This is a genomic window from Planotetraspora silvatica (assembly GCF_016863315.1).
Lineage (GTDB): Bacteria > Actinomycetota > Actinomycetes > Streptosporangiales > Streptosporangiaceae > Planotetraspora > Planotetraspora silvatica.
The window spans coordinates 1-16,850 of record NZ_BOOQ01000009.1 but is presented as its reverse complement, the minus strand read 5'-3'; the positions used below and the strand labels follow the sequence as shown (position 1 = coordinate 16,850).

The 16,850-nt window shown below is 64.9% G+C and carries 22 protein-coding genes; 9 read left to right on the top strand and 13 right to left on the bottom strand.

The genetic code is table 11. The features are described 5' to 3' along the window. Positions 1-44: 44 nt before the first annotated feature. The 3 genes from Psi02_RS07710 to Psi02_RS07705 all read left to right on the top strand — a co-directional run bounded on the left by Psi02_RS07710 (position 45) and on the right by Psi02_RS07705 (position 2,181). Positions 45-434: a hypothetical protein gene (locus tag Psi02_RS07710; protein ID WP_203972774.1), complete on the top strand. Its 390-nt coding sequence runs from the start codon at positions 45-47 to the stop codon at positions 432-434. A 57-nt stretch (positions 435-491) separates the two neighbouring features. Further along, positions 492-620: a hypothetical protein gene (locus tag Psi02_RS40660; RefSeq protein ID WP_275415158.1), complete on the top strand. Its 129-nt coding sequence runs from the start codon at positions 492-494 to the stop codon at positions 618-620. Between the two features lie 205 nt (positions 621-825). Next, the gene (locus Psi02_RS07705) at positions 826-2,181 is read left to right on the top strand and encodes a HEPN domain-containing protein (protein WP_203972773.1); all 1,356 of its coding nucleotides are present in this window, start codon (positions 826-828) and stop codon (positions 2,179-2,181) included. Between the two features lie 475 nt (positions 2,182-2,656). Here the strand turns inward: Psi02_RS07705 and Psi02_RS07700 are convergent, their stop codons facing one another. The 7 genes from Psi02_RS07700 to Psi02_RS07670 form a co-directional block, all read right to left on the bottom strand. Then, complete coding sequence (locus tag Psi02_RS07700; protein ID WP_203972772.1) at positions 2,657-4,030, bottom strand: tyrosine-type recombinase/integrase; 1,374 nt, start codon at positions 4,028-4,030, stop codon at positions 2,657-2,659. Beyond that, positions 4,027-4,200, bottom strand: coding sequence for a helix-turn-helix transcriptional regulator (locus Psi02_RS07695; protein ID WP_308442221.1), 174 nt, complete (start codon positions 4,198-4,200; stop codon positions 4,027-4,029). The genes Psi02_RS07700 and Psi02_RS07695 overlap by 4 nt, the downstream gene beginning before the upstream one ends. Positions 4,201-4,214: 14 nt before the next feature. Next, entirely contained in the window at positions 4,215-5,600 is a 1,386-nt protein-coding gene (locus Psi02_RS07690) for a replication initiator (protein ID WP_203972770.1), read from the bottom strand. Between the two features lie 97 nt (positions 5,601-5,697). Next, positions 5,698-5,838: a hypothetical protein gene (locus tag Psi02_RS07685; RefSeq protein WP_203972769.1), complete on the bottom strand. Its 141-nt coding sequence runs from the start codon at positions 5,836-5,838 to the stop codon at positions 5,698-5,700. A gap of 18 nt (positions 5,839-5,856) precedes the next feature. After that, positions 5,857-6,582, bottom strand: a complete 726-nt coding sequence (locus Psi02_RS07680) for a DUF2637 domain-containing protein (RefSeq protein WP_203972768.1) — start codon at positions 6,580-6,582, stop codon at positions 5,857-5,859. A 20-nt stretch (positions 6,583-6,602) separates the two neighbouring features. After that, a complete protein-coding gene (locus Psi02_RS07675) occupies positions 6,603-7,955 on the bottom strand; it encodes an FtsK/SpoIIIE domain-containing protein (protein WP_203972767.1) in 1,353 nt (450 codons plus the stop codon). Next, a complete protein-coding gene (locus Psi02_RS07670) occupies positions 7,948-8,289 on the bottom strand; it encodes an SCO3933 family regulatory protein (protein ID WP_203972766.1) in 342 nt (113 codons plus the stop codon). The genes Psi02_RS07675 and Psi02_RS07670 overlap by 8 nt, the downstream gene beginning before the upstream one ends. A 123-nt stretch (positions 8,290-8,412) precedes the next feature. Here Psi02_RS07670 and Psi02_RS07665 point away from each other — a divergent pair, with 123 nt between their 5' ends. Continuing rightward, complete coding sequence (locus Psi02_RS07665) at positions 8,413-8,772, top strand: GntR family transcriptional regulator (protein ID WP_203972765.1); 360 nt, start codon at positions 8,413-8,415, stop codon at positions 8,770-8,772. Positions 8,773-8,949: 177 nt separating this feature from the next. Here Psi02_RS07665 and Psi02_RS07660 read toward each other — a convergent pair whose 3' ends face one another. Beyond that, positions 8,950-9,168, bottom strand: a complete 219-nt coding sequence (locus Psi02_RS07660; RefSeq protein WP_203972764.1) for a hypothetical protein — start codon at positions 9,166-9,168, stop codon at positions 8,950-8,952. Positions 9,169-9,319: 151 nt separating this feature from the next. On the opposite strand from Psi02_RS07660, the gene Psi02_RS07655 reads away from it, so the two are divergent. Genes Psi02_RS07655 through Psi02_RS07645 form a run of 3 tightly spaced genes read left to right on the top strand, consistent with a single transcriptional unit; the run spans position 9,320 to position 11,071 of the window. Next, positions 9,320-10,060 (top strand): DUF5919 domain-containing protein, encoded by a 741-nt coding sequence (locus Psi02_RS07655; RefSeq protein WP_203972763.1) that lies wholly within the window; start codon positions 9,320-9,322, stop codon positions 10,058-10,060. A 3-nt stretch (positions 10,061-10,063) separates the two neighbouring features. Further along, positions 10,064-10,540 carry an NUDIX hydrolase gene (locus Psi02_RS07650; protein ID WP_203972762.1) on the top strand — a complete coding sequence of 159 codons (477 nt, stop codon included), beginning with the start codon at positions 10,064-10,066 and terminating at the stop codon, positions 10,538-10,540. A 27-nt stretch (positions 10,541-10,567) separates the two neighbouring features. Further along, on the top strand, positions 10,568-11,071 hold the full coding sequence (locus Psi02_RS07645) for a hypothetical protein (protein WP_203972761.1): 504 nt from the start codon (positions 10,568-10,570) through the stop codon (positions 11,069-11,071). A 111-nt stretch (positions 11,072-11,182) separates the two neighbouring features. On the opposite strand, the gene Psi02_RS07640 is transcribed toward Psi02_RS07645, so the two are convergent. From Psi02_RS07640 to Psi02_RS07625, 4 genes are all read right to left on the bottom strand, one after another. Next, positions 11,183-11,746 (bottom strand): DUF6000 family protein, encoded by a 564-nt coding sequence (locus Psi02_RS07640; RefSeq protein ID WP_203972760.1) that lies wholly within the window; start codon positions 11,744-11,746, stop codon positions 11,183-11,185. A 58-nt stretch (positions 11,747-11,804) separates the two neighbouring features. Continuing rightward, the gene (locus tag Psi02_RS07635) at positions 11,805-12,359 is read right to left on the bottom strand and encodes an HD domain-containing protein (protein WP_275415156.1); all 555 of its coding nucleotides are present in this window, start codon (positions 12,357-12,359) and stop codon (positions 11,805-11,807) included. 67 nt (positions 12,360-12,426) lie between these two features. Then, positions 12,427-12,906: a winged helix-turn-helix domain-containing protein gene (locus tag Psi02_RS07630; RefSeq protein WP_203972759.1), complete on the bottom strand. Its 480-nt coding sequence runs from the start codon at positions 12,904-12,906 to the stop codon at positions 12,427-12,429. Beyond that, positions 12,890-13,234, bottom strand: a complete 345-nt coding sequence (locus Psi02_RS07625) for a hypothetical protein (protein ID WP_203972758.1) — start codon at positions 13,232-13,234, stop codon at positions 12,890-12,892. The genes Psi02_RS07630 and Psi02_RS07625 overlap by 17 nt, the downstream gene beginning before the upstream one ends. Positions 13,235-13,390: 156 nt before the next feature. On the opposite strand from Psi02_RS07625, the gene Psi02_RS07620 reads away from it, so the two are divergent. Continuing rightward, positions 13,391-14,137 (top strand): XRE family transcriptional regulator, encoded by a 747-nt coding sequence (locus Psi02_RS07620; protein WP_203972757.1) that lies wholly within the window; start codon positions 13,391-13,393, stop codon positions 14,135-14,137. Between the two features lie 48 nt (positions 14,138-14,185). Beyond that, positions 14,186-15,256: a pentapeptide repeat-containing protein gene (locus Psi02_RS07615; protein ID WP_203972756.1), complete on the top strand. Its 1,071-nt coding sequence runs from the start codon at positions 14,186-14,188 to the stop codon at positions 15,254-15,256. Positions 15,257-16,363: 1,107 nt separating this feature from the next. Here the strand turns inward: Psi02_RS07615 and Psi02_RS07610 are convergent. Next, positions 16,364-16,850 (bottom strand): tetratricopeptide repeat protein (locus Psi02_RS07610; RefSeq protein WP_203972755.1); only part of this gene is annotated, 487 nt, incomplete at its 5' end.

Sequence of the window (16,850 nt, the reverse complement as noted above, 5' to 3'; positions counted from 1 at the left end):
GACCAAGGTCGGAATCGCTAGTATCTGCACGGCAGGGGAAGTCAATGAGGCGATCCGGTTCACAGTTCGGCCTCACGGATGAACAATGGGCCGCAGCTGTGGGTGAAGTTCGTGAGGTCATCCTGGACGCCGCCTATGACCGTCGCATGACTTGGTACGGAGAGATCGCAAGCAAGGTGTCAGCAGTTAGGCTTGACCCTCATTCCTCTCTGATGAACTACCTGCTTGGCGCCGTCTTCGCGGGTGAGCATGAAGCCGGGCGGCCAGCTTTGACCTCCATTGTTACGCATAAGCACGGAGACAAGGAACCCGGCTTGGGTTTCTACGAGATGGCCAGGGACCTTGGCTACCGCTTCGAGGAGCCCTACGTCTTCTGGGCCAAACAAGTACAAGACGTATTCAAATTACACGGAAGACCCGATCGGCACATATAGGTGGAGCGTGGCCAGGAGGCTGGCGATAGATCCCGCGCCGTTGCTGCGGAACAGGACATGGCGGACTGGGTGGTCAGGACGATGAAGTCCTACTGGGGAACGGGCAATGGCGGTCACGACTCGCTGCAGGGAGCCGTGAACATCCTGCGCGGCCCGTCGGATCACGATCGTGGCCTGGAGGATTGACGTCTACGAACTCCTAACACAATGATCAGTGGGTGAGGCGTCGGCAACAGATGATGGCGGCGGCGGGTGCCTGCCACGAGTTGGTCCTGCCTCACCTGTACGGCGCGGCGACCACCGCCAAGGTCGAGGCGCCGGCCGCGTCCGAGAATCGCGACTTCAGTCTTTGTAGAGTGTTATGAACGAATCCTCAGAGGTGATCACACCTGTGACGTCCAGCACGGATACACGCGACGGCACGTTCTGGGTGGCCACCAACTCGTCCGTCCGCTCCCCAGGACACCTCGGGCTTGCCAAGCAGGCTTCACCTTCGATCACGGTGTCGCCTTCCCTCTACGGCTTTCCGGGGGTCGTCGAAATGCAGGTGGCAAACGACGGCTCGGCCGCCTCCGCGTCGGAGTCGACAGATTCCGGGGTCGTCACGATCCATGGAGAGCTTGAGGGCGGTATCCCCGTCACACTCCTGGAAGCGCTGTCCACGAACTGGAGCGGTGGGCTGACACGCGAGAGGCAGGAGCAGCGCTTCGAGGGGATTTTCACGGTTGTTGGCGCGCATCTGGACAACGTCGACCACCAGTTCAGAGGACTTCGGGTCCGCTTGCAGACGCTCACTCGTGCGGCCGATACCGCGAGCCCTCCCGTGCAGCTAGGCAATGGGGGCCGATTGGCCTGGGAAGATTTCGCCGGTGAACCCCAACTCGTGCTCACCGATCTACCACCAGCCGGACTGCACATCTTGGGGCGCACCTACCTGCAGCCGCTCGTCAGCCTGCTGCAGCTCGCCACTGCCCGCCCCGTGGGTGTGATGGAGTTCGCCGTCCAGGAGCATCTGCATGCACCGTGGTGGCCTGTCCACAGCCCTTCCCAGCATGGTGCCGACCTCACCCTCTCGTCCAAGCCCCTGCTGCCTCTCACTGACCTGTCGCCCGCCGCGATCGGGGCGTGGTTGGATCGTGTCGAAACCCTCGGTCCTCTCCCCGCGGTAGTGGTGAGTGCCATCACAACCTCGCTCCCCCTGGAGACCCAGGTTCTGATCCTCGGCACCACTTCCGAAGGGCTGCACCGGCGGCTCTTCCCTGACGCGCAGCGTTTCTCCCGTGATCTTGCGGTTGAGATCCGCGAGGCAGCGGCCAAGGCGGCCAAGGAGATCGACGAATCCGCCGCCGATGCCGTCAAAGGGTTCCTCAGTCATATGGATGAACCCGGCTACGGACAACGACTCGATCAGCTCGCGGCCGACGCTGAAACGCTCGTGCCGGGGATCACCGGCCGCGCGAAGAGATGGAAGAAGCTCGTCTACGAAGCCCGTAACGACTTCGCGCACCAGACGAACCTCGGATGGCTGGAAGACGGCGATGTAGATCGATACCTCACCGTTGCGTTTTCGTTGCGCTGGGTGTTGCGTGCCCTGCTCCTTGGCCAGGTTGGCCTTGATCCCGCCCTGCTGCGCCGCAGGTTCGCCGAGCACCAGGAGTACAGGTTCTTCCTGGGGAATGCCCACGAGTGGCGGCCGGATGTGTATCCGGATGCGAACCTCGACAAGCTGTGGGAATCAGTCACCTGACCATGGTTTCAGTCAGAGCGTCCCTGGCGGCCACCGCTCTGCCACACGGGGGCATGTCGTCGCGGACCTCGGCGGATGCGCCGCAGGAACGGCTCGATCCGCTCCATAAGCCGTCTGACACGATCCACGGCACCTGTTCACCCTTCCTCACATCGAGATCAACGATCATCACTGCTGGGCGGATACGCTGGAGATCATTTCGTGAGGACCTCTAAGAGGGTCTGGACGCCCGCCGATGTGGCCGCCTGGATCCAGGGTGGACACTTGGAAGTTGACCGTCGGCGCGGGCGCTTACTCGGCGGTTTCTTGCAGCAGTGCGTGATTCTCGCTACGAAGCGGGGAGTGCCTTAACTCGTCGCAAAGTTGCGGGGAGTCCCTTCCTCGCCGACTCCCAGCATGGCCGCTGTCGAGAAAGCGGGAGTCTGCGTGGACAAGCGAAGGCCCCAGCATCGCCAGGGCCGCTCGCTCGCAAAGATCAGGCCCCGAGCGCTTCATTGATCTTGCCATTGATGCTGTCTTGCTGGCCATCCATGCACTTGGCGTAGACCCGAAGCAGGACATCCACGCTGTGACCGGCGCGCTTGGCCACCTCAGCCGGCGAGACGCCCGCGTTCAGCCATAGCGACACGGCCGCGTGCCGCAGGTCATACGGCCGAGCCGCCAGCGGAGATGCAGCCTGGGTCGGCGTGAGGGCAAGTTTGCGGGCTTCTTGCCAGACGCGGGAGTGAGCGGAACTGGAGTAGGACCCGCCCGAGCTGGTGCGGAAGAGTCTGCCATCGTCCGCCGTGCCGTACTCCTCGACGTGTGTGCGAAGGACGTCGACGAGGGCGGGCGGGATGGGAATCTCTCGCGTCTCCTTAACCGCACGATGCTTCAGGCTTCTCGGCTCGTGGGTCTCCCCAGTGTTCGTCCATCGCTTGGTGCTTTGAGGACGCGCCATTTCCAGGATGATCAATCCCCATCCCGCGCGTGGCAGCGTGCAGTTCTTCACACGCAGGTCGCTCGCTTCCTCTGGGCGCAGGGCGGCGTAGTACATGCATGCGAAGAGGGCTTTGAGCCGCGGACCGCGTTTGCGACCGACCATGGATACGGCATCCAGCAGCTCCCGCGCCTGCGCAGGGTTGACGACCGTACGAGGATCGACAGCGGTGACAGCCTTGGGCGCCGTCCACTTGATCTCATCGAGCGGGTTACTCACAAAGAGCTTTTGCTCTACTGCTTGCTCAAGGAGATGGTGGAAGACAGCTCGCTTACGCCGGACTGTGTTCGCCCCGGCTACTTTGCCCGCGAAGGTCTCTGCGATGGCGTCGAGGGCGATGCGGAGCAAGCGAGCTTCCCGTAGATCCGACATCGGGAGTGACGCCTTCTCCAGCCAGCGGAGCGTGACAGCCTGCCTGTTGGTCAGATCGGCGCGCCTTCCCTCCGGAAGGAGCGCGTGGCTGCGGAGAACATCGCGGATCTCCGAATCACTCGGCCGACTCGGCAGGTCGGCTACAAGAGCGGGAACCAGCGAGAGCATGGCGTAGGCGTCTGTCTCACGGGTCCTGGCGGCCGTGCTCCGCCAACGGCTCATGAGGTACGACTGCACGAACTCCAGGAAGGTGGGGCCCACCGGCTTCGAGTTCTCCGCTGCGAGCATCGAGAGCGGAAGGCCCGTGACGACGTCGAATGCCTCCCCCACCTTGGCCGCTTGCCGCAAGTCGGACAGGAAGTTGTCGGCAAGCGCTTTGGTACGAAATGTCTTCGACTTCGCCTTGCCGCCGACCTTCCATCGGGCTTCATATGACGGCTTCTTGCTGGAGGCGTTCCGCCGCGTATCCCAGAAGCGGACGTCATAGCTGGTCGTCACGACGCCTCCCTGCGTGCATCGAGCCAGGCGTCAAGATCGCTCCGTCGTACCCTAAGCTTGTTGTTCGGGTATTGGACACAGACGGGTGCCTTACCGAGCTCGCGCCACCGATAGAAGGTGCGAAGCGAGACGCCATTCAGTTCGGCCAGCACCTGAGGCACCGTCAGCATTTCGTCGCGAGGCATCACGCACCACCCCCGCCAGCCGGAGACGAAATAGCACCTCTAGTGATGGAGGCTGCGAGGAGCGCGTCGCCGGGTGTGAAGCCGCGTCCGGCGTAGTGCCAGTCGCTGACGACATGGGCAATGTCTTCGTCGAAGAGCGGCAGGCGGCCGGTGGAGATGGCTTCGGTGCGGGCGTGTTCTGTGCGGTCGGCGCGGATGTCGCCGAGGGTGGTGGAGAAGCGGCGGCTTCGGGTGGAGAAGTGGCCGCCGAAGCCGAGCATGTGTGCCCAGTGGGTGAGCCGGAGGTCGGCCAGCCTGCGGACGGCGCCGAGGCGGAGGCATTCGCCGATGAGCTGGCGTGCGTGGTCGCGGACGGGTAGTAGCGCCAGGTTTTCGGTGGGGACGATGCGCCGGTCGAGGGTGCCGACGCATTCGGCCGCTTTGGTGGCGTACTTGGCGATGTAGCCGGCCACGGCCTGTTCCGTGAGGTCACCCCGGAGGGTGATGGGGCGGATGTCGACCTCACGGCCCCATCGCAGGACACGCGGAGGGTTCCCGGCAGCCGCGGGGACGGTAGCGGTGACGGCGCCAGCTGCGTGCTGTACGGCTTGCGCCAGGACGTCCGTCGCAGCCCACTCGGGAGGGGTGAGTCCGGGACCTCCTGGGCCGTCGAGCCGGATGACGGCGTGGAAGTGGACGACACCACGCTTCTGATATTCGGCGACTTTGGCGAAGGAGACGATGAGCTGTTCGCGCATGTCCCGGAGAGTCAGACCACCGCTTTTGGCGAGGCGACGGCGCAGTGCGTCAGTAAAGCGTTTCCACAGCAGGGGCGCGACGGCGTTGAACAGGACCGAGCCGGTGTAGTCGTAGCAGCCGGGGCAGAGCGGTTCGCCGAGACATTCCGAACCAGGCCTGTGCCGTGCCGTACATGACGGGACGGCCCCGTGTGCGCAAGGAGTGGCGTCACGGCGGGGGTGACAAGGAAGGACCTTGTTCTTGCGTTCGCGGCGGCTGTGGACGGCGCCGAAGGATGGTGCGGTGAGGGTGACGAACAGGCACGGGTGTGCGGTCACGGTGGCGGGGACGCCTTTGCCGCCGACGAGGCCGGCGCGGATGAGGTGGTAGGTGTCGGCGCGGTAGGTCTCGGCGCAGGACGGGCAGCGGGAGGCGCGTCGGGTTTTGCAGGGAACGCGGAGGACGCCGTCCGGTTCGAGGCGGGTGCTGTAGCGGTGGAGCAGGGTGCCGGTGGCGGTGTCCCAGTGTTCGACCTTGCCGCGGAGGTGGATCGGCTGTCGGCAGCCGCCCGTGCGCCGGATCTGGGATGCCCAGCGGGGATAGTTGGGGTCGTTCAGGCGGGTGATCGCACCGTGGATTGCGTGCGCGTTGGGGGTGGATGCGGGCAAGATGGTGTCCTCCTTTCACTCGTTGGGGTGGAGGGATGGCCCCCGACCTGGCGTGTGTCTTGGCGGATGTGCGGCCAGGCCGGGGGCGCTTACAGGGTCAGCAGAGGCCGAGCCCGTCGCAGTGGCGGCAGGTCTCGCCGTAGGAGTCCAGACCCCCTCCGCCGCAGTGACAGCACTGCCACCGCAGAGGCGTGACCGGCGAGGTCTCCGGAGCTGAAGCCTGCTCGGTGTCGTCCACGTGCATCACCTCCTTTCATCAGGTGAGTTCCTGCGCTGCGCGGAGCGTGCGGAGTAGGTCGGAGGCGAGTTGGTTGGACACGCCGAGGCGGGAGCGGAGTAGATCGCGGGTGATGGGTTTGCCGTGCTTGGCGTGGTGGTCGTCGGCGATGCGGCGGGCGTAGTCGATGAGCGTTGGGGACGGTCCTGCCGGTTGCGTCCTTACGTCCTTGTCGTCCTCAGCCGTCGGGACGGTGGCGGGGACGGAGGACGGCGCGCCTACCGATGAGGACGAGGCGGGGACGAACGCGAACGGCTGCGCGGTGACCGGGGACGATGCCAGGGCGACCGCAGCCGCGGGTTCCCGGGATGGTTCGAGGCGGGGCGCGGTTGCGCGGCGTTCGAGCATGGAGACGGCGATGAGGAAGGCGCTGGCGGGGACGGCGGCGGTGAGGCGTCCCCAGATGGTGGGTTCGGCTTGCTGGAGGTTGGCGGCCAGGGACAGGACAATCCCAGCGACGAGGACGAGAGTGGGCCAGGACGTGAGGCCGGTCCGCTTGCGTCCGGTCTTCTTGTCGCGTTGGCGTTCGCGAGCGGCCATGACGCAGGTGAGGTCGACGCACACGGCTACGGCCCACGACATCCAGCCGGTTTGCCCGTGGTCGGTGGCGGTGTCGCGGATGTGGGTGAACGATCCGGCCCCCGCGATAGCGGCCAGGATGAGGACCGGCCCGGTGTCGAGCAGCCATGAGGCGAGGCGTCGCATCGTTCCCTCCCTTCTGTCGGTCAGGTGGTGAGGAGTTCGGACAGGTCGGTCTCGGTCACCTCGGAGGACCGTCCGGGACGGGTGATCTCGTCCCAGGACGGATTGCGGTCCGCGTAGGTGGCGGCGGCGTGTTCGGCGGCCTGCTCGGAGACATAGAAGGACCGGGCGCGGTACCACTGGCCGTCCTGGCTTGCGACGATCGCGACGCCTGGCGTTTCGGCGGGGATGGCCCGTGCGGAGACGAGCGCATCGGGGTCAAGGTCGCCGAGGGTCATGGTCGCGGTTTCGGGGTCGTTGACCCGGTGACAGATCCGTCCCGAGCACTGTGCGCGGAGCGCGGTGACGCCGGGGCCGAGGTCGGAGCCGATGCGCTGACCGGAGCAGAACAGGTAGATCCCGAACGCCCGCCCGAGCTGCGCCACCCGCAACAACGCAGTCGAGGTTTTGGCGATCTCGTCTTTCTCGGACTTGTCGGCCATCAGGTACAGCTCGGCCAGCTCGTCGACCAGCACCACTACCGGGACGGGGCGGGCCGCGTCGGGGAGTTGCCAGATGTTGCGGGCACCGGCCGTACGGCACAGCGCCATGCGGTCGACCATCAGCGTGACCAGGTCATCCAGCAGACCGACCGATTCGGCGCGGGTGGTGGCCAGCGCGGATAGGCGTGGCGCGTAAGGGGTGAACTCGACTCCGCCTTTGAGGTCGAAGCCGACCAGCGCCACCGGCTGCGGAGCCAGCCCGACGATCAGCACGTTGGCCAAGTTGGACTTGCCGGATTGGGTGGCGCCGGCGTTGAGCCAGTGCGGAACGGTCCGGAAGTCGATGGTCCACAGTCCGCCGGTCTCCAGCTTGCCGATGGTGACTTTGAGGAGTTCGCCCGAGGACGGGACGTGGTCGAGGCGGATGAGGGGGTCGCGCATGGTCGCGGCCAGGACGACGCGGCCGGGACGGGGTGAAGAGACGCGGACGGCGTGGACGCCCCAGGAGTGCGCGAGCCGTTCGGCCACTTGGGCGTAGTCGGCGGGGATCTGCCCCTCCAGGGTGTGGAGGGTGACGCGCCAGCCGTGCCGAGTCGGCCGGGGTAGCCACATGAAGGGTTTGGTGTCGACAGCGACCCGTTGGAAGCGCCGCCGTACTTTGACGAGGCCGGTCGAGGCGATCAGGCGGGGATTGGTGGTGAACCAGAAGCGTTGCCGCTTCTTGGTCAGGCCGCAGCCGCCGGCGACAGTGCGCCAGGAGGCGCGGATGGTGATGGCCATCAGCGGGAAGCCGATGACCAGCCAGAACGACGGGTAGTGGTAGCGGCGCCAGGCCCAGAGCCCGGCCGCCAGGGCGGCCAGGGCTCCGAGCGTCGTCCACAGGGTGTCAGGCAAGGGCGTTCATCCCCGCGGGGACGATCGAGGCGGCCCGGTAGCTGATGCCCCACCGGGTGTCGCCGCCGCGGGAGATCTCCCAGGCGTAGCCGACGAGGTTGACCGGGGTGACGTCCTGGCCGGCGGCGACCTGAGGTTCGCCCGAGGTGCTGACCTTGACGAGTTCGATCCGGCCGAGTTCGTCTTCGACGGACATGACGATCTCGTAGACGGTCTGGCCGTTCTTGTCGGTCTTGATCTCGCCGGTGTCCTGGTTGAGGATCCGCGGCCGGGGTGCGCGGACGCAGACGAACTGCAGCTTGGTCACATCGACCGGGATCGGGATGGTGCGCATGTGGTGACCTCCTTAAGCTCGCGACCAACATAGTTAACCTAGTTGGCCTGGTTGTCAATGGCCTTGGTTGGCTTGGTTGCTTGTCCGTGGTGAGATAGGGGCGCCAGCAGCGGAAGAGGGTGCATGGTCAAGAAGACGGGGCGGCCCGCCTATCTCCAGATCGCCGACGATCTGCGCGAGCAGGTCCGCGGCGGATCCCTCGCGCCTGGGGCCCCCTTGCCGTCGACCGCGCAGCTTGCCGAGCAGTACGACGCATCGCTGAGCGTGGTGAAGATGGCGGTTGGGATCCTCCGGAACGAGGGCCTGCTCATCGGCCAGCAAGGCAAGGGCGTCTTCGTCCGGGACGAAGAGTCCAGCGAGTCGGGGCAGGTGACGGCGGTGGATCTGGTCAGCGAGGTCATCGAGCTACGCACCGCCGTACGGGACTTGTCGCAGCGGCTCGCCCGGGTCGAGTCGACGCTTTCGGAGCGATCCGACCAGTAGGGCCGCCGCCGCGGACGTGCAACCCGGTGACGTGCCGGGCAAGCCGGGCCGACTGGCCGTCCGGGGCGGATGTGAGGCTCATCGCCTTGTCCTCCCGCTTGATGCCAACGAGGACCGCGATGTAGCCGACGAGCATCCCGCCGGCCAGCACGAGGGCGATGATCAGGGGAAGCGAACTCATGCCCAGCTCACTCCCCTTGCGGCTGCGGTGTGGGGGTCGCGCGGAGGGCGCCGGGTCGCGCCGCGGCGGCGCTGGGCCCGCAGGCGGGCGGTCTGACGGCGGGCCCAGCGGTCCCGGGCGAGGCATTTGCGGCAGTGGGTCTGCCCGTCATCGAGGAGGGCGCCGCACTCGCATCCGGGGGTCTCATCGGGTGTGGTGATGGTTGTGTCTGTCATGATCACCTGTCCTTTCGTCGCAGTCGGTGGGGCGTACGACACCGAGAGTGCGGCCAAGAGGCAGGACGAGATCACTACAGGACGGGACATGTTCAAGACGTCCCGTCTAGGATTGCCACGTCCCTGGACGTCCCCGAACGTGGCAGGTGAGATGGCCAACGAGCGACTGCGCGCGGTTCTATTGGAGCGCGGGGTGAGCATCGCGGAGCTGGCGGATGCGATCCAGGTGGACCCCAAGACGGTCGAGCGGTGGATCACCAAAGGCCGCGCGCCGTATCGAAAGCACCGGTACGCCGTCGCCGCTCACCTGGGAACGGACGAGAGTTATCTGTGGCCGGAGGCGTTGACTCGGGAACAGGTCGCGTCCGCATCCGAGAGCGAGATCGTCACCGTCTACCCGCACCGCTGGGCCGTCCCCAGGGACGCATGGGGACGTCTATTCGCTCAGGCCGACGAGGAGATCGGAATCCTCGTCTACAGCGGCCTGTTCCTCGCCGACGACGCCGGCATCGTCCGCATGCTCAGCGAGAAAGCTGCTGCAGGGGTACGGGTGCGAATCCTGCTCGGCGACCCGAATAGCTCCGAGGTGGCCCAGCGCGGAGCGGACGAGGGCATTGACGACGGCATGGCCGCCCGAATCCGCAACGTCCTCGTCCTCTACAAGCCGATCCGAGGACGGAAGAACGTTGAGATCCGGCTCCATCGCACCGTGCTGTACAACTCGATCTACCGCGGGGACGACCAGCTCCTCGTCAACACCCACGTGTACGGCACGCCCGCCGGCAACGCACCCGTGCTGCACCTGCGGAGAGTCATCGGTGGCGACATGGTCAGCACCTACGTCGACAGCTTCGAGAAGGTGTGGGACCAGGCCACCCCGATAGAGTCCTGATCTATGGCACGCCGGATGGACTTCTACGACGACCCCAAAGCCCCCGCCGCAAACAGCCTGGTTCCATCCGTCAACGTCGTCGTCACCAACGACGCCGGCGACATCCTCATGATCCGCCGCAGCGACAACGACAACTGGGCCGTCCCCGGCGGCGCGATCGACCTCGGCGAGTCCCTCCCCGCGGCAGCCGTACGCGAGACCCTCGAAGAGACCGGCATTACCTGCGAGATCACCGGGATCGTCGGCACCTACACCGACCCCAAGCACGTGATCCTCTACACCAGTAACGGCGAAGCCCGACAGGAGTTCTCCATCGTGCTCACTGCCCGTGCGCTCAGCGGCGAGCCCACCCCGAGCAGCGAGTCGACCGAGGTGCGGTGGGTGCCCCGTGACGAGGTCAAAGCGTTGCCGATGGACCGCTCGATGGCCCTTCGAATCGGCCATTACCTCACCGGCACGGCCCTGCCGTACATCGGATAAGCCCTTGCCGAGCACGAAGGCGAACCAATGACCTTGCTTGTGCACCTCACCGCAGCCAAGAACATCCGCTCCGTGCGACGCGTCGGGATTCGCGCGGAAAGTCACGGGCGTGGCGGCGGGACAGGCGTTTACTGCGTGCCGGTGTTGCCCTCCTACCAGATGACCTACCAGTGGGGGCGTGAGCTGCGGCGCGGCGGTCAGCGCACCTTCGTCGCCGTGCACTTCCGTATCCCCGACGACGAGATGGTGTGGGTCGGCCACTACAACTCCGACCCCGTTCGACTTGCCAGTGCAGAGGCCGCCGCTCTCGTGGCGCAGCAGGAGGACGCCCGCGGATACGAACTGTTCGTCCCCCGGCCTATCCAGGTCAGGGAGATCCACCGGGTTCGGCGAGTGAACCAGGTGACCGGATGGCGCTACATGCCCAACGCACACGGTAAGCCGCCCTGCGGATGCCCGGTATGCATTCCTCCGGGACAGTACGGCGGCACCAAGATCCGCAAAGCCTACGAGGACTCCTTCAACAGCTAGGCCGTCGTTGAAGGCCTGGTTGGTCGCAGCGACTGTGATGGCGTCACAGGAGTTGGCTGCGGGCCGGCTATTGCCTCGTCCGGAGAGCCCGCCGTGCATGTTGACGGGAGATCACACGGTGATGGCCTCGGCGAATGAACAGAGGTCGTCCATCATCTCCTTCAGCTCCGCCGGATCCCGCCCTTTCATGGCCGATTTCGCCCAGAGGCCTCCCGGCGTGAGGTAGCGGTCCGCGTGGTTGGTGCTGAGCATCTGGTCGAGACGCAGGAGCGCCCCCATCGCCCACGCTTGGTCGTAATGGCAGTCAGGGTCGGGGAGATAGCGGTCCAGGTATGCAACGAGGGATGCCGCGGCGGATTCGTTGGAGAATCGGGCGAATACGAAGCAGTAGCCCTGGCCTGAATAGACGGCTTCACTGTCCAGCAGCATCGCGCTGAGATGGTCACGAAATTGCGTCCGACGATCCACGCCGATCAGCCAGGCGGCTGTGAGCCGGCAGCGCCATTCACCGACTAGGAGCAGCGCGAGTTCCGAGTCGCTGATCTGCCGCGACAAGGTAGCCAACTCGCGGCCGAACTGGGAACGGTCGTCCTCTGGCAGCTCTAGGAAGTTGCCGCGAAGGAGTTCCAAGTACCGCTGCCCGGGTTTGACGTAGAGGTCAGCGGCTGCCGTCATTTCGGGATCATCGGGTGAGGGAGTCGCACGGGACCATCTTGCCGTTCCTGATCGCCGGTCATACCTCAGGCGAGGCCAGCGCGCTTTCTACTGCTCGGACGGCCGCCAGGATGCATGGCGTCGAAGCGGTGATTGAGCGGCTGACCAGATGCTCGGGACCGTAGCGGGAATGGATCTCGGCCAGTCGTTCCGTGACGTCGAGGTGCGTTCCGTCTGGGCCGGTGGTCATGTCGCAGTAGGTCAGCGCTTCGACGAGTTCAGGGCGTTCCTCGTCGAACTCAGCGGCTAGAGCGTCGTAAAGGTCGCGTTCGGTCGCCTCGTTCACGGCGCAGGAGTGATGGGCCACCAGGCGGCAGAGCGTGTCATCGGCGTTCGCCACGTCACGCAGGTAGCGCGCCCCGTCCAGGGGATGGAACCCGGTGTCGACCAGGTCAGGCGAATATCCGATGTCATGCAGGTACGCCGCGGCAATTAGCTTGTCCGTCTCCTCGCCGAGGACCGGGGCGAGCGACATGGCACGCGCGGCGACCCCTTGCGTGTGTGCCCACCGCCGCGGAAGCGGCTCCGCTAGGAGTTGTTTGGCCAGGTCGTGCGCCCACTCAGCTTGCCCCACGCCATAGACAATAGGCAGCCGCGCCGTGAACCGACCTAGAGCGCACGAAAAGACGTCCCAGGACGTCTCACTCTCGTGAGCGCACGAACCGCCGCTTTCCTGGCCTCGACATGATCAAGCCCTCCTGTTGTAACTCGGCGAGCGCTTGCCGGACGGTGTTCCGGGAGGTGTCGTACAGCCAGCGAAGTTCAGCCACGCTGGGCACCGTGTCTCCGGGTGCGAGGTCGCCCCGGTCGATCTGACGGCGGAGATCGTCCGCGATCACTTGATACCGATAGACGGCCGTGACCTCTTGCCCCTCGGGTTTCACGATCCGCCCCTTCGATGGTGCCGTCACGATGAGTCCGTCCGCTTCCAAGGTGCGCAAGGCGCGGCGCACAGTGTTGCGAGCCACCCGGAACTCCGCCGACAGGGCAGTTTCTGAGGGCAAGGAGGCCCCGGCGGCATACAAGCCAGTGAGAATGCGCTCGCGAACACGGTCGGCGATCTGCGTATAGACGCGCCACCCTGTCAGGTGTCCCTCACGCACGTTACGAGCGGTGCGCATCGAGGATCTTGGTCAGGTCGATGCCGAGTTCGCCCTGTTCTCCTTCGCGCCAGCCCTCACGTGCCGCAGCCTCGATTCGATCGGCGGCGGCTGGTAGGCGCAGGCACGTCACACGCTCGTCGCGCTCATCTCCCCAGTAGAACCACAAGAACGCGAGATGGACGAAGATGCGACGCATTCGGCACCGGCTGTCCATGACCTCCAGCGCCGGGCGCCCGTACTGATCAGCGGTCAGAACCGTCGTCATCTCACGCGCCTGAAGCATTGCCTGTAGGTCTGTCAGGAGGTCCTGTTGATAGGCCCGCTGCTGTTGACGAATGGTGTTCACCGGGGATGCTCCTTCGACTCGATGAGCAGGGCGTTTCTGTTCACCCGCTCGACTGAGCCTCCGATGTGGAGCGGAACCTCTACACCACAACTTAGGGACGTCTAGGGACGTCTTGTGCTAACTTCGCTGGCAGAGCCGACACCCCCAGGAGGCCCCGTGAGCGAAAACCTCCGGCACGCCCTCGCAACAGCCCGACTCCAAGCCGTCGATATCGCAGCAGCCCTCGCCGTCGATCCCAAGACCGTTACCCGTTGGCTCAAGGGCCGCGTCCCCTACCCGCGGCATCGCTGGGCCATCGCCGACTTCCTTCAGGTCGACGAAGCAGACCTTTGGCCGGACATCCCCCAGCACCGCCGAGCCATCTCGAAGGACGTGCAAGCTGTGTACGCCCACCGCTGGGCGGTTCCGCACAATGTCTGGCGCCGGCTGTTCGAGGGCGCAGCCAAGGAGATCGGCATCCTTGGGTACAGCAGCCTGTTTCTTGCCGAGGACACCGGGATGATCCGCCTTCTGGCGGCGCGCGCCCGAGCTGGCGTGAGCGTCCGCATCCTTCTTGGCGATCCAGACAGTCCCGAGACGGCTACCCGAGGGACCGAGGAAGGCATCGGTCCGGATGTCATGAGGGCCCGGATCAGGAACGCGCTCACCCTCTGCCGCCCACTCCTGAGCGTCGAGGGCGTCGAGATCCGCCTACATCGAACCGTGCTCTACAACTCGCTCTATCGTGCGGACAACAACCTGCTCGTCAACGTCCACGCCTACGGCACACCAGCAGCTCAAGCGCCAGTCATCCACCTACGCGCGGATGAGCAAGGCGCCGCCGGCACCTATCTGGCCAGCTTCGAACTCGTCTGGACCAGGTCTGACGGTGGTGCCGACCTACACCGGATCGTTAACACGTGACCGCATGAGGACCGACGGCAACGCCGCGACGGGACGTACCGTCCCATCATGGCCACCGAAACTCCTGACGAGGCCGCTTCCGCCGTCGGTTCAACTGCGTCGCATGATGTTCAAACGGCCGCAGATCAGTCGCTCCACAAAGGCTCATCCCAAGCTCCGGGCCGACGCCGCTGGTTTGAGCGACGGCCCACAGTCACGCCACCCACCCAGGCCGAACTGGACACGCTAAGCGTCAAGGAACGGCAGGAGTTATACGACGCCCGCCGTCAAAGGCCTTGGCACGCAATAACGTCTATCGGCGTAATCGCCAGTGTGCTATTCACTGCAGGCGGCCTTGTCTACACAGCGCGATCTTTCAACTCAACTCAGGACGGCCAGATCACCGATCGATACACTAAAGCCGTCGAGCAGCTCGGATCAGACAAACTCGATATCCGCATCGGCGGCATCTACGCCCTCGAACGCCTAGCCCAGGACTCCGTTCGCGACCATCAGACCATCTACGACGTCCTCGCAGCATTTATTCGCGAACACTCTAGTGACCCTCAATCTTCACAGGCGCAGGTCAGAATGGCCACGGACATTCAGGCCGCGATCACCTCCGTGGGCCGACGTAACATAGCACTAGATAGAGTTGGATTCGATATTAGCGGAGCCCACCTAGAGCACGTGGACTTGATCCAGAAGGATTTACACAACTCTAACCTCACCAAGGTGAACATGACCAACGGACTGCTCACCTCGGCAAATCTCGAACATTCATTTCTTTACAGTGCCACACTTTCAAATGCGCAAGCAATCGACGCCCATCTAAACGGAGCGGAACTAACAAATGCAAACCTGCGTGGGACAAATTTCACCTCTGCGGATCTGACACACATCACGGGGAGATGGGCGGATTTCCAATACGCCAATCCGACCCGCGCAAAACTAACTGATGCCGACCTTGGCGGCGCCTTACTCATTGAAACCGATCTGAGCGATGCCGATCTCAGAAGGACGAACCTAAGCGGCGCGGATTTACGCGGAGTCAGGGGCCTAACTGAAGCTCAAATACGAGATATGGCATATACCAATCAGGAAACGCTCTTCGGGCCGTCCCCGCCAAAGATGCCCTGAAAGTCATCAACGCAGCCTAGACGACCTCATCACCACTCAGAGTCTTTCCGTATTCAAGCGAGCAAGACCGCCGCGTCCGGTGTTTCTCTCTCCACCGGCTCACGCGGGCGACGGCGGGTTGCGGATGACGCCGGGACAGGCCGGCGGCATCTGCAGTAGTGGCAGAAACACCGCGAGCCAGGTCGCAAAGGCGCGCGGTAACGGCGCGGGCGGCATCGTGATCGAAAGCAACTTATCTTCTCGTTATCAAGCCGCCTTCGGCGGAGAGCTCCGCGCCCAGCCGAGGGAGGGGATGGGAAAGGGAAGCTCCGGAGAGGGGCCTTAGCGATCCGGGGGATGGCGGTCCGAATGGACGATGCACCGGAAGTGCGGACGGCGAGGGGCTGTGTGCTTGAGCTACTTTCGGGGACACCGCGGAGGAGTCGAGGAGTGGGAGCACAGCGCAGCCCAGGTTGCCATCACGGCCTGCACTCATGAGAGCGCACGGACGAAGAGTCAATCCGTTGGACCGCGCGCCCGCCCGCCGGCGGACTGCGGCTCTTCGGCCGGTCCCGCCGTTGGCGGCGCGCACCACGCCGACAAGCGGCGTGGGCTTTAGACGGCGGCATTGCGGCTGATGCCAGATGGGATCTCTTCCAATCGGTGAACGGTCATGGCCATGAGCAGGCATGAGCCGAGGAACCAGAGAACGGCACAGGAGAAGACAAAGAAGTGAGAAAGGAGAGATGCGGGAGAGCATTGGGGCGCTGCCCCAAACCCCGGCCGAGTTCGGAGATGAGGGGACCCGCGCAAGGGTGCAGGTGGTGGGGGGGTGGGGTTCATCTCCTCGCCGGCCCCGCAACGGATGCCAGAGCAGGCACCCATTGTCAAGCCGTCCTGTGCACGTAGGGCAAGCAGCGCGCGAGGAAGGTCACCGGGAACATGGAACACGCGAAGGACGGCTCGACCCCGGGCACCCGGCCCGGCATGGACAGGCCCGCCGACGAGGAGATGAACCGCCCATGGCGATGCCCTATCAAGCGGCATAGTGCCTGGAAACCGTCACCTACCTGGCCAGCGTTCTTCAATTGGAGCTCAGGCCTGCACGACGCTGCGAAGTACATTGACTCAAGTACCCCCGGCACCTTGCTGGTGATCCATTTCAGTGAGCAGCCGCAGAAGCTCCCTGCTCGCTGCGTATGGCTCCTGGAAGCGCTCTGGATCTTGACCGTTTAACGTCTTGTACATGGCGACACCCTCCTTTGCCAGGGCGACGGCTTCGGTGTGGCGGCCCAACTCGGACAACCGGATGCCGAGGTTGATCAGGGAGGCAGCGAGGTCGGGGCGGTAGCGGTCGGGGTAGGTGGCGGCCAGCTCTCGCTGGATGGTGACGGCCTCTTCGGTCGGGGGCAGAGCCTCGGTGTGGCGGCCCAACTCGGACAACCGGATGCCGAGGTTGATCAGGGAGGCAGCGAGATCGCGGCGGTAGCGAGCGGGGTAGGTGGCGGCCAGCTCTCGCCGGATGGTGACGGCCTCCTCGGCCGGGGGCAGAGCCTCGGCGTGGCGACCCAGCTGGGACAACCGGATACCGAGGTTGTGCAGGGAGGCAGCGAGA

What these genes read in the sequence shown, in the direction of transcription:
- Psi02_RS07670 (WP_203972766.1), bottom strand. Translation starts at nt 8,289, where the DNA reads ATGCGCACCATCCCGATCCCGGTCGATGTGACCAAGCTGCAGTTCGTC.
- Psi02_RS07655 (WP_203972763.1), top strand. Translation starts at nt 9,320, where the DNA reads ATGGCCAACGAGCGACTGCGCGCGGTTCTATTGGAGCGCGGGGTGAGC.
- Psi02_RS07710 (WP_203972774.1), top strand. Translation starts at nt 45, where the DNA reads ATGAGGCGATCCGGTTCACAGTTCGGCCTCACGGATGAACAATGGGCC.
- Psi02_RS07680 (WP_203972768.1), bottom strand. Translation starts at nt 6,582, where the DNA reads ATGCGACGCCTCGCCTCATGGCTGCTCGACACCGGGCCGGTCCTCATC.
- Psi02_RS07630 (WP_203972759.1), bottom strand. Translation starts at nt 12,906, where the DNA reads ATGCGCACCGCTCGTAACGTGCGTGAGGGACACCTGACAGGGTGGCGC.
- Psi02_RS07645 (WP_203972761.1), top strand. Translation starts at nt 10,568, where the DNA reads ATGACCTTGCTTGTGCACCTCACCGCAGCCAAGAACATCCGCTCCGTG.
- Psi02_RS07615 (WP_203972756.1), top strand. Translation starts at nt 14,186, where the DNA reads ATGGCCACCGAAACTCCTGACGAGGCCGCTTCCGCCGTCGGTTCAACT.
- Psi02_RS07640 (WP_203972760.1), bottom strand. Translation starts at nt 11,746, where the DNA reads ATGACGGCAGCCGCTGACCTCTACGTCAAACCCGGGCAGCGGTACTTG.
- Psi02_RS40660 (WP_275415158.1), top strand. Translation starts at nt 492, where the DNA reads ATGGCGGACTGGGTGGTCAGGACGATGAAGTCCTACTGGGGAACGGGC.
- Psi02_RS07665 (WP_203972765.1), top strand. Translation starts at nt 8,413, where the DNA reads ATGGTCAAGAAGACGGGGCGGCCCGCCTATCTCCAGATCGCCGACGAT.
- Psi02_RS07695 (WP_308442221.1), bottom strand. Translation starts at nt 4,200, where the DNA reads ATGCTGACGGTGCCTCAGGTGCTGGCCGAACTGAATGGCGTCTCGCTT.
- Psi02_RS07650 (WP_203972762.1), top strand. Translation starts at nt 10,064, where the DNA reads ATGGCACGCCGGATGGACTTCTACGACGACCCCAAAGCCCCCGCCGCA.
- Psi02_RS07660 (WP_203972764.1), bottom strand. Translation starts at nt 9,168, where the DNA reads ATGACAGACACAACCATCACCACACCCGATGAGACCCCCGGATGCGAG.